At 40.5% G+C, this 8,197-nt stretch carries 11 protein-coding genes; 7 read left to right on the top strand and 4 right to left on the bottom strand.

Annotated elements, in window-relative coordinates:
• Positions 1-112: 112 nt before the first annotated feature.
• On the bottom strand, positions 113-739 hold the full coding sequence (locus ACR65H_RS08110; RefSeq protein ID WP_440499642.1) for a YktB family protein: 627 nt from the start codon (positions 737-739) through the stop codon (positions 113-115).
• A 159-nt stretch (positions 740-898) separates the two neighbouring features.
• Between ACR65H_RS08110 and ACR65H_RS08105 the strand changes: the two genes are divergently transcribed.
• Together ACR65H_RS08105 and ACR65H_RS08100 are read left to right on the top strand one after the other, a co-directional pair.
• The gene (locus ACR65H_RS08105) at positions 899-1,096 is read left to right on the top strand and encodes a YkzI domain-containing protein (RefSeq protein WP_440499641.1); all 198 of its coding nucleotides are present in this window, start codon (positions 899-901) and stop codon (positions 1,094-1,096) included.
• Between the two features lie 138 nt (positions 1,097-1,234).
• Entirely contained in the window at positions 1,235-2,026 is a 792-nt protein-coding gene (locus tag ACR65H_RS08100; protein ID WP_440499640.1) for an inositol monophosphatase family protein, read from the top strand.
• 41 nt (positions 2,027-2,067) lie between these two features.
• Here the strand turns inward: ACR65H_RS08100 and ACR65H_RS08095 are convergent, their stop codons facing one another.
• Positions 2,068-2,253: a YlaF family protein gene (locus ACR65H_RS08095; protein WP_440499639.1), complete on the bottom strand. Its 186-nt coding sequence runs from the start codon at positions 2,251-2,253 to the stop codon at positions 2,068-2,070.
• A gap of 96 nt (positions 2,254-2,349) precedes the next feature.
• Between ACR65H_RS08095 and typA the strand changes: the two genes are divergently transcribed.
• The 3 genes from typA to ACR65H_RS08080 all read left to right on the top strand — a co-directional run bounded on the left by typA (position 2,350) and on the right by ACR65H_RS08080 (position 5,662).
• A complete protein-coding gene (gene typA / locus ACR65H_RS08090) occupies positions 2,350-4,191 on the top strand; it encodes a translational GTPase TypA (RefSeq protein WP_440499638.1) in 1,842 nt (613 codons plus the stop codon).
• 68 nt (positions 4,192-4,259) lie between these two features.
• Positions 4,260-4,592, top strand: coding sequence for a YlaH-like family protein (locus ACR65H_RS08085; RefSeq protein ID WP_440499637.1), 333 nt, complete (start codon positions 4,260-4,262; stop codon positions 4,590-4,592).
• Between the two features lie 437 nt (positions 4,593-5,029).
• Positions 5,030-5,662 carry a CPBP family intramembrane glutamic endopeptidase gene (locus ACR65H_RS08080; protein WP_440499636.1) on the top strand — a complete coding sequence of 211 codons (633 nt, stop codon included), beginning with the start codon at positions 5,030-5,032 and terminating at the stop codon, positions 5,660-5,662.
• A gap of 93 nt (positions 5,663-5,755) precedes the next feature.
• On the opposite strand, the gene ACR65H_RS08075 is transcribed toward ACR65H_RS08080, so the two are convergent.
• Positions 5,756-5,959: a YlaI family protein gene (locus ACR65H_RS08075; protein WP_440499635.1), complete on the bottom strand. Its 204-nt coding sequence runs from the start codon at positions 5,957-5,959 to the stop codon at positions 5,756-5,758.
• A 34-nt stretch (positions 5,960-5,993) separates the two neighbouring features.
• Positions 5,994-6,494 (bottom strand): peptidyl-prolyl cis-trans isomerase, encoded by a 501-nt coding sequence (locus tag ACR65H_RS08070; RefSeq protein ID WP_440499634.1) that lies wholly within the window; start codon positions 6,492-6,494, stop codon positions 5,994-5,996.
• 191 nt (positions 6,495-6,685) lie between these two features.
• Here ACR65H_RS08070 and ACR65H_RS08065 point away from each other — a divergent pair, with 191 nt between their 5' ends.
• A complete protein-coding gene (locus ACR65H_RS08065) occupies positions 6,686-6,967 on the top strand; it encodes an Fpa/YlaN family protein (RefSeq protein WP_440499633.1) in 282 nt (93 codons plus the stop codon).
• A gap of 58 nt (positions 6,968-7,025) precedes the next feature.
• A complete protein-coding gene (locus ACR65H_RS08060) occupies positions 7,026-8,192 on the top strand; it encodes an FtsW/RodA/SpoVE family cell cycle protein (RefSeq protein ID WP_440499632.1) in 1,167 nt (388 codons plus the stop codon).
• Positions 8,193-8,197: the final 5 nt, after the last annotated feature.

The following is an 8,197-nucleotide window of genomic DNA, read 5'->3' as shown; positions in this document are numbered from 1 at the left end:
TTTTTGTGTTTATTCAAGCAATAGTATTCATTAAAGTGGACCATTTTCCAGATATTCCTTGACCTGCAACGCTAATGGAGAGGGTGCATACTTATGCATCCTCTCTGTTTCATTACTTGCCAATAATGATATCGTAAACTGGGAAAAGCCGATCAATCGTCTCTTCGACAAGGTTGAAGAACTCCTCTTCCGAAAGCTCGGTCGCTTTGTTGCGGGAAATATGTCTTCCAAGGACAAATTCTGCTTTTTTTACCGATGCTAACCGATCCAATAGATTTTCAACGCCGTCATTCCCGATTTCATTCACTTTAAGAGCATCTGGCTTCATGTGATCACCTGATACAACAAAGTCTTCAGGCAAAGAGGAAAACTTCTTCAAATTATTCGATAGTCGTTCCGCGATTCCCTTCTTGTCCGGGTTTTCATAAATGACGGCCAAAATAATAAAAAGATGAGTCCCCCATAATCCAACTTGGAAATGAGGCAGCGCTTTATACCCGCGCTTTGCCGGGGCGAAAGCAACCCAGCTGTCGTTAGGTGGATTTACCGTTCTTCTTGCATGCTTCGCAACGTGTGGATAAAACTCGCCTGTCCCTCGGGAAGATAAATATGTGGAAAGGTGTTCACCGATCACTTCGAATTTTGGCTGAATCTTCGTTTGAAGAGCATTCATCCTATGTTCCAATCCTTCAATTGAAAAGACATTAAAATCATTATTGGTCCAAAATGCTTGCGTCACTTTAATACCTCCATTTCATAATCCACGTTTATCGTAACAGAAAATGGGGAACAATCTTATACAAGAAGGCTTATAACTAACCAAAGTAACTCAGGCAGCATAAGTTAGAAGTAAGTAAATGGATCGTTGAAAAAAATTACATTCAAAGGGGTGTTAGTAATGAAACAAGTCGTTCATATTATTCGTAAAGCTGAAATCGAAAAGGAATATGTCAAGCTTCTGCATCTCGAATTGGACTATGAGCTAGCTACACTGTACGATGCTGTACAAGAGAAGGACTCTAAACAAGTCGAGAAAAGCAAAACGAGACTCACTGAAATTCATGGTGAGCTGGAGACTTTCAATGCTTTCGCTTAATCGAAAGACGTTGAACCGAATTAGGCGCCTTCACTGAAACTCTTCAATCCGGGGGGAGACAGTGTAAAGGTGCCTTTTTGTTTGGCTGTATACGGTATGCTATAATAGTAGAACATGCATGTAGATAGAGGTGTTGACATGAATTGGGGAGCAATTGATCGATATGCAAAATCGTTAATAAAAGAAGCGGGCCATAAAATTAGAATTTCTTTCTTTAGTAAAATTGATGTTGATTCGAAGGCGGAAGCGAATGATCTCGTTACGAATATCGATCGGGATATTGAACGTTTCTTTATTAGTCGGATTAAGGGTGATTTTCCGGATCACCGAATTTTTGGTGAGGAAGGATTCGGTGATGAAATCGAGTCTTTGGAAGGGATTATTTGGATGCTTGACCCGATTGATGGCACGATGAACTTCATTCATCAGAAAAGGAATTTTGCGATTTCACTCGGTATATATGTTAACGGAATTGGAATGCTTGGATATATATATGATGTCATAAATGATGATTTTTATCACGCTGTTAAAGATGAAGGTGCATATTTCAACGATGAAAGACTCCCGATGCTTGAGAACACGCCGCTTTCAGAGGCAATCATTGGCGTGAATGCGAGCTGGGTGGCGCCGAATCGAAGAATCGAAAATGCCCCGATTGCAGAAATGGTCCGTAATTGCAGAGGGACCAGATCATATGGCTCGGCGGCAATCGAGCTTGCATACGTGTCTTCCGGCCGTATCGATGCGTACTTATCATTGAGGTTATCCCCATGGGACATTGCTGGAGGGATGGTCATTGCTCAGGAAGTTGGTGCAGTGACGACAAATCTAAAAGGCGAACAACCACATTTGCTAGGTCAAGATACATTTATCGTTGCTAGGCCTGGTCTACATGATGAAATATTAAGGAACTACATTAAACTCAAATAAAAAAGGGGCTGCCGACTCGCAGTCCCTTTCCTAAGTTATCATTACAAAACGCCTTGTTCACGCATTTTCTTCTTTGTCTTAAATCCATTGCCCATAACGAAAATGAGAGCAAGGATAGCGATTATGGCAACGGGGATACTACGCATACCGACTCCGATGCCGATGCCACACATTGCAGCGACTGCGGCGATGGAATATAATACGAAAACCCATTTAATATTCTTCAAAATGAAACATCTCCCGAATAAAAATGTTTTTAATACTGTTCTCATGTGCTATAATAACACAGTTAATCATCTGATAAAAGATAACGGAGTGAAAACATGACAAATAATCGTAATGATTTACGAAATATAGCAATCATTGCCCACGTAGACCACGGAAAAACAACGTTAGTCGATCAGCTTTTGAAGCAATCAGGAATTTTCCGTTCGAATGAACATGTTGAAGAACGTGCCATGGACTCGAATGATCTTGAACGTGAACGCGGTATTACAATTCTTGCAAAAAACACAGCAATTGAATACAAAGACACGAAAATCAATATTCTTGATACACCAGGACATGCCGATTTCGGTGGGGAAGTGGAACGAATCCTACGAATGGTCGATGGTGTCGTGTTAGTAGTCGACTCCTTTGAGGGATGTATGCCGCAAACCCGGTTCGTTCTGAAAAAAGCATTGGAAACGAATTTAAAACCGATTGTAGTTGTAAATAAAATTGACCGTGAATTTGCACGTCCCGAAGAAGTAGTCGACGAAGTGCTTGAATTATTCATTGAATTGGATGCGAATGATGAACAGCTCGAATTCCCAGTTGTTTATGCTTCAGGTTTCAATGGAACAGCGAGCATTTCTCCTGACCCTGCTGAACAGGAAGATACACTTCGAGTATTGTACGATGCAATTATCGAGCATATCCCTGCTCCAATCGACAATAGAGAAGAACCGTTACAATTCCAAGTCTCTTTGCTTGATTACAACGACTATGTCGGCCGTATTGGTATCGGACGCGTGTTCAGAGGGACAATGAAAGTTGGCCAGCAAGTAACAGTCTTAAAGCGGGACGGTTCGACAAAGAACTTCCGTGTAACGAAGATGTATGGTTTCCTTGGATTGAAAAGAATCGAAATTGAAGAAGCGTATGCAGGTGACTTGATCGCTATCTCGGGCATGGAAGACATTGACGTTGGTGAAACAGTTTGCCCGGTTGATCATTTGGAAGCATTGCCAGAACTTCATATCGATGAACCGACTCTCCAAATGACTTTCCTCGTCAATAACAGTCCTTTTGCCGGGAAAGAAGGTAAGTGGGTAACTGCTAGAAAAATCGAAGAACGGCTTGAACAACAATTGCAGACGGACGTTTCATTACGTGTCGACCCAACTGATTCACCGGATGCATGGGTTGTATCCGGACGTGGAGAGCTGCATCTTTCCATTTTGATTGAAAATATGCGCCGCGAAGGATACGAACTGCAAGTATCGAAACCTGAAGTAATTATTAAAACGATCGATGGTGTGCGTTCTGAGCCGGTTGAACGTGTTCAAATCGATATTCCTGAAGAGTATACTGGGGCAATCATCGAATCGATCGGTGAGCGTAAAGGTGAAATGCAAGACATGATAAATAACGGAAATGGACAAGTCCGTTTGATTTTCTTAGTACCTGCACGTGGTCTTATTGGATATTCAACGGAATTCCTTTCTGCTACGAGAGGGTATGGAATTATTAACCATACATTTGACTCCTACAAGCCAGTGGCACAAGGAAGAGTTGGCGGTCGTCGCCATGGCGTGCTCGTTTCAATGGAAACAGGTACTGTTACTGGATATAGTATCATGCAGTTGGAAGACCGAGGAGTCATGTTTGTCGAAGCTGGTACAGAAATCTACGCAGGTATGGTCGTTGGTGAAAACAACCGTGATACGGACTTGACGATCAACTTAACAAAAGTTAAACATGCGACAAACGTTCGATCTGCGACAAAAGACCAAACAGTGACAACGAAAAAGCCACGTATACTTTCATTAGAAGAGGCGTTGCAATATGTTGGCGACGATGAATATTGCGAAGTGACTCCACAATCGATTCGTTTGCGCAAGAAGATTCTTGATAAAAACGAACGTGAACGTGCTCAAAAGAAGAAAAAACTTGGCGAGTGACTTATAATAATAAGTAGTAGTATAAAAAGAATGCGTACAATCGCTTTGTTTAGAAGGGAATGTGCTACATGAATGGTGCTCTTAAGGATGAAGATACAATTGAAGCGATGTCTCCAGTCGTAAGAATGATTTATGAGACTACTTCATCTTCTGTCACTGGAATTTTGTTGTTTGTAGTTGTATTCATCCTTTCAGCTATTGTTTATAAGTTGGGCTTTGCTCGGAAAATCAAGTTTTGGCAAAACATAGTCGTGTATAGCTTCCTGTTTTTTGGCTGTATTATCTTGACGTTTTTCGCCATTTTCCTTCCGATTGTCGAAGGGCTCACCGTTGCGGCGCTCATATTGATTATTTATAGGGTCCGCAGGATGAATGAACATAAAGAAAACTCCACCGTTTGACGGTGGAGTTTTTTTCAGGTTGTGACCGAACTCCAGAAATTTCGGCGTTTGGTTACAGTCTTTTTTTAAAATAGTAATACTGGAATAGTTGATTTCCGCTCCGAACGGACGCTTTCCGCGGGCACGGCTTCAGCCAATCGAACAGCGAAGGGTTCGATTTGCCTTAATTTCTGCGTTCTTTGCAGAAATTAAGGCATCCCATAGTTGTGCTCGCAACGCTACGCTTTTGCTCGCAAAAGCCGTTCTTCGTTACGGCTTTCGTTGCGGGGTCTTCAGCTCGCGCTATTCCCGCAGGAGTCGCCGTTCAACTCCTGCTTACTGAAATATTTTTTTGGGTTTTTAAACAAATCTAAAATAAATCATATAAAAATGGATATTTATGCTATAATAGACCAAATGTTAAGAATAGTTTGAATGGAAAAGAAAGGGGGGTATGGATGAGGAGTAGTGTCATAAAGATTAATATGCTAAGTAATTTGTTGTATATAGTATTACTGCTGCTAACAGGTTATGGGGTGGGTTATTATAATAGTGCGTTGTTCCGTGGTTTTGGAAATCTTGTTTGGTTAGTAATCTTTATTTTCCTTACCTTTTATTTTGGATCAGTCAGACAGTTGATTGTCCCTTTACTTACTTTCAAGCCATTTAAGAACCCTAAGACTTACCTATATATATTAGGCGGAGTTTTTATACCCTTTCTAATATTAAAGCTCAGTATTCATTACGAAGTTTTAATGGACCGAAGACTAATCGTTTATTACAAAAATGGGTTGCTTGATGGTTTACAGCCATATCCTTTAATAGAAGCTGTCCTTTTCACTCCAATTTGGGAGGAGCTACTTTTTAGAGGGGTGCTCTTTTTCGCTTTATTAAAAGTAGTAAAGCCAATATGCGCTGTAATCATTACTTCAGTCATTTTTTCTCTATTTCATCCTGCGTACCTATTGCTCATGCTTGTTGCAGGGATTGTTCTTGCTTATATTGCTTTAAAAACTAAATCCGTCGTACCTTCAATGGTCACTCATTCCATTTGGAACTTGTACACCGGAAAGTTATTTCTATTTTTATAGGTAAGAACAATTTCTTTTATACTACAAAACTAATTTAAAAAAGGGGGTTGCTTCAAAGTCTCTTTCCATGACTTTTTGAGCAACCCCGTTTTATTAAAAATTCTCTTCTGCGGAATGTGAGCTGCGGTGGAAGACGAATTTTCCTGTGGAAATTCTCATGTTTGTTTGCTCCGTAATCCGTTGGCTGCAAGCTTCGCACATATACGTATTGATCGGATGATTCCTCAGCTTCTTTGCAAGCGGGGTATCATCCACAAGTTGTCCAATTTCATCACATAGAACGCATTTGACTCTCATGAACTCAACTCCTTACTAAGCATGGCCTTTTGCATCAATTGATGACGATATCGGTGATTTTTCGTAATGGTTGTTCGAGGTTTGAGCCGTCTTTGAATAAAAGATGGGCTGGTCCGTCTTCTGTCAACGGTTTACCGTCTTGGCTGAATTTGAATAGGAAATTCCCTACTTCAGAAACCGGAAACGTTTCCTTCGAGCCATCCATTGTCAAAAAAGAAATCGTTTTTGCATCTTCTGCTGGTATTGCATTTTTCACGAAATGGTCGAGGGAGATGCCGAATGTACCTGTCACCATCTTTTGTCTGTCAAACTTCTTTTCTGTTTTTAAAGTAGGTGGGAAAGTCGCACCTTCCATAATTTCGCGAGACCAATGTTTGCCCATGCTTCTTTTATATTCTTCATCTTCATCTCTTTCGACATGATCTTCCGTAAAGAAAGTGTTTAAGTCGACTTTTCGGTCATCAAAGATCCAAACTGTCGGATCGAGAGTGATCGTATGCTTTACATTGCCTTTTATTGTAATGATTGTTTCCAATTGAATAGCCTCCTACAACCGATATTGAGCATTTTCATATAGTACATAGTATACCGCTTCCCAAGGAAAGTGGAAAGCCATTGAATTTATACCGTACGTTCCTAAGGGAAACACTTGCAATTTACCTTCTTGAAAGATACAATTTATTCATAATCACCACGCAAGGATAATAGGTGAATGGGGGCGTCCTCATGGATATTGAATTACAGGAAACCTATCAAGAAAAAGCATTGAAACAGCTACAGGCTGATGCGGATAAAATTGCACAACTCATAAAAGTACAGATGGATCATTTGACGATGCCTCAGTGCCCGCTTTACGAGGAAGTGTTGGATACGCAAATGTATGGCTTGTCTAGAGAAATCGACTTTGCTGTTAAATTAGGGTTGATTGAACGTGAGAAAGGGAAAGAAATCCTTTCATTGCTTGAAAAAGAGATGAATGTCTTGCACGAGCTATATACAAAAAAATAAATGAAAGACTCAAACTCATCATTGGTTTGAGTTTTTTATTTAAGATGAGGGAAATGTGATGGGAAAATACTTTAAAAAAATGCTGCGGAACTTTGATTATCCGTTATTCACTACATATCTCATACTATGTCTGTTCGGACTTGTTATGATTTATAGTTCGAGTATGGTGTGGGCTGTCAATCGATATGGTTATGAACCTGATTATTTTTATAAGAGACAGCTGCTCAATCTAGCAATTGCCATTCCTGCTTTCTTATTTGCCTCCTTCTTTCCTTTTCAAAACTATAAACGAAAAAAATTGATGGTCTTTTCAATTGTTGTCATGTTTATCCTCCTTGTTCTCGTCCATTTCCTCGGCTCCGGCGACCATGTCGGTGCACAGAGTTGGATTAAATTACCTGGCTTCGGCAGCATCCAGCCTTCAGAAGTTGCTAAGCTTGTTATTATCGTTTATTTCGCTAGTGTATTCGCAAAAAAGTATGAAGCGGGGACGCTTGATTCCATTAATAAATCAATTGGTCCGCCGGTCATCATTCTTATTTTGGCGATTGGTTCGATTATGATGGAGACGGATATCGGAACGTCTCTCATTATCATTATTGGAGCATTATCCGTTATTGCAGCAAGCGGAATAAAATTGAGGACATTCACGAAGCTAAGTGGAATTGTCTTCCTTGCGATGATTCCGGTTGCTACCATTCTTTATTTTGCTTGGGATACAGTCATGACAGATGGTAGGAAAGGACGAATTTTGTCGTTCTTGGATCCATTTGATTATGCACAAGGCTCCGGCTATCAAATTGCAAATGGGTACATAGCGATTGGATCTGGTGGAATGAAAGGTCTTGGTTTAGGCAACTCCATTCAAAAGATGGGCTATTTGCCAGAGCCTCAAACGGATGTCATCATGGCAGTCATTTCGGAAGAAACCGGGATTTTTGGAACGATAATTGTAATTGGTGGTCTAGGATTCATCGTTATGCGAGCACTTTATATTGCGATGCGTACGAAGGATCCTCAAGCTCGAATGCTTGCCGCGGGTATTGGAAGTGTCATTGGAATTCAAACATTTGTCAATGTCGGTGGTCTGACAGGGCTAATTCCACTTACAGGAGTGCCGTTGCCTTTTATTAGTTATGGCGGAACTTCGATGATTCTGTTATCTTTGTCTTTAGGAATATTGATGAATGTATCAATGTTCGTAAAATATCAAAATAATAAATAGAGAAG

The organism is Sporosarcina sp. SAFN-015 (assembly GCF_059415085.1).
This window is presented reverse-complemented; position numbering and strand designations above follow the sequence as displayed.

Coding starts and splice junctions, on each gene's coding strand:
- ACR65H_RS08105 (WP_440499641.1), top strand. CDS start 899: ATGAAACAAGTCGTTCATATTATTCGTAAAGCTGAAATCGAAAAGGAA.
- ACR65H_RS08100 (WP_440499640.1), top strand. CDS start 1,235: ATGAATTGGGGAGCAATTGATCGATATGCAAAATCGTTAATAAAAGAA.
- typA (WP_440499638.1), top strand. CDS start 2,350: ATGACAAATAATCGTAATGATTTACGAAATATAGCAATCATTGCCCAC.
- ACR65H_RS08085 (WP_440499637.1), top strand. CDS start 4,260: ATGAATGGTGCTCTTAAGGATGAAGATACAATTGAAGCGATGTCTCCA.
- ACR65H_RS08080 (WP_440499636.1), top strand. CDS start 5,030: ATGAGGAGTAGTGTCATAAAGATTAATATGCTAAGTAATTTGTTGTAT.
- ACR65H_RS08075 (WP_440499635.1), bottom strand. CDS start 5,959: ATGAGAGTCAAATGCGTTCTATGTGATGAAATTGGACAACTTGTGGAT.
- ACR65H_RS08065 (WP_440499633.1), top strand. CDS start 6,686: ATGGATATTGAATTACAGGAAACCTATCAAGAAAAAGCATTGAAACAG.
- ACR65H_RS08060 (WP_440499632.1), top strand. CDS start 7,026: ATGGGAAAATACTTTAAAAAAATGCTGCGGAACTTTGATTATCCGTTA.